Source organism: Thermococcus sp. 21S9 (genome assembly GCF_012027635.1).
Taxonomy (GTDB): domain Archaea; phylum Methanobacteriota_B; class Thermococci; order Thermococcales; family Thermococcaceae; genus Thermococcus.
Window position 1 is genome coordinate 1 of record NZ_SNUS01000048.1, and the last position, 425, is coordinate 425.

General features: G+C 40.7%; 2 protein-coding genes. One reads left to right on the top strand and one right to left on the bottom strand.

The window, feature by feature from the left end; translation table 11 throughout:
* Positions 1-292, top strand: a 292-nt coding sequence (locus E3E28_RS10895) for a helix-turn-helix domain-containing protein (protein ID WP_167915464.1), incomplete at its 5' end; no start/stop codon positions are given.
* On the opposite strand, the gene E3E28_RS10900 is transcribed toward E3E28_RS10895, so the two are convergent.
* Positions 289-425: hypothetical protein (locus E3E28_RS10900; RefSeq protein ID WP_167915465.1), on the bottom strand; the 137-nt coding region annotated here is incomplete at its 5' end. The two genes, E3E28_RS10895 and E3E28_RS10900, sit on opposite strands and share 4 nt — an antisense overlap.

Below are 425 nucleotides of genomic sequence, written 5' to 3' on the forward strand. Positions count from 1 at the left end.
TGCAGTATTTATTGGGATAAAGCTGATCTCCCGCAAAAAGGTCTCAAAAGACGTTAAAGTTGACAAGGAGGCATTTTTAAAGAAGATAGAAAAATTCGACCTAAATGACGAAGAAAGAAATGCATTGTTATACATCCTCGAAAAAGGTGGAAGAGCAAGTCAAGCAGAAGTTAGAAATGCTCTAGGGCTTCCAAAAACTACAGCGTGGAGGATGTTTAAACGCCTCGAAAAGCAAGGATTAGTGAAAATAATCAGGGGAAGAAAAGAGAACTGGGTAGAACTTAGACCTTAATGAACTCTTGCCCCCAATTTTATTTCTTTATCTGGCATCAGCAGTGCAACGTTCTCACCGTCATCTGCAGCCAAAAGCATTCCTTGGCTCTCTACACCACGGAGTTTCTTCGGCTCAAGGTTTGCTATAATCA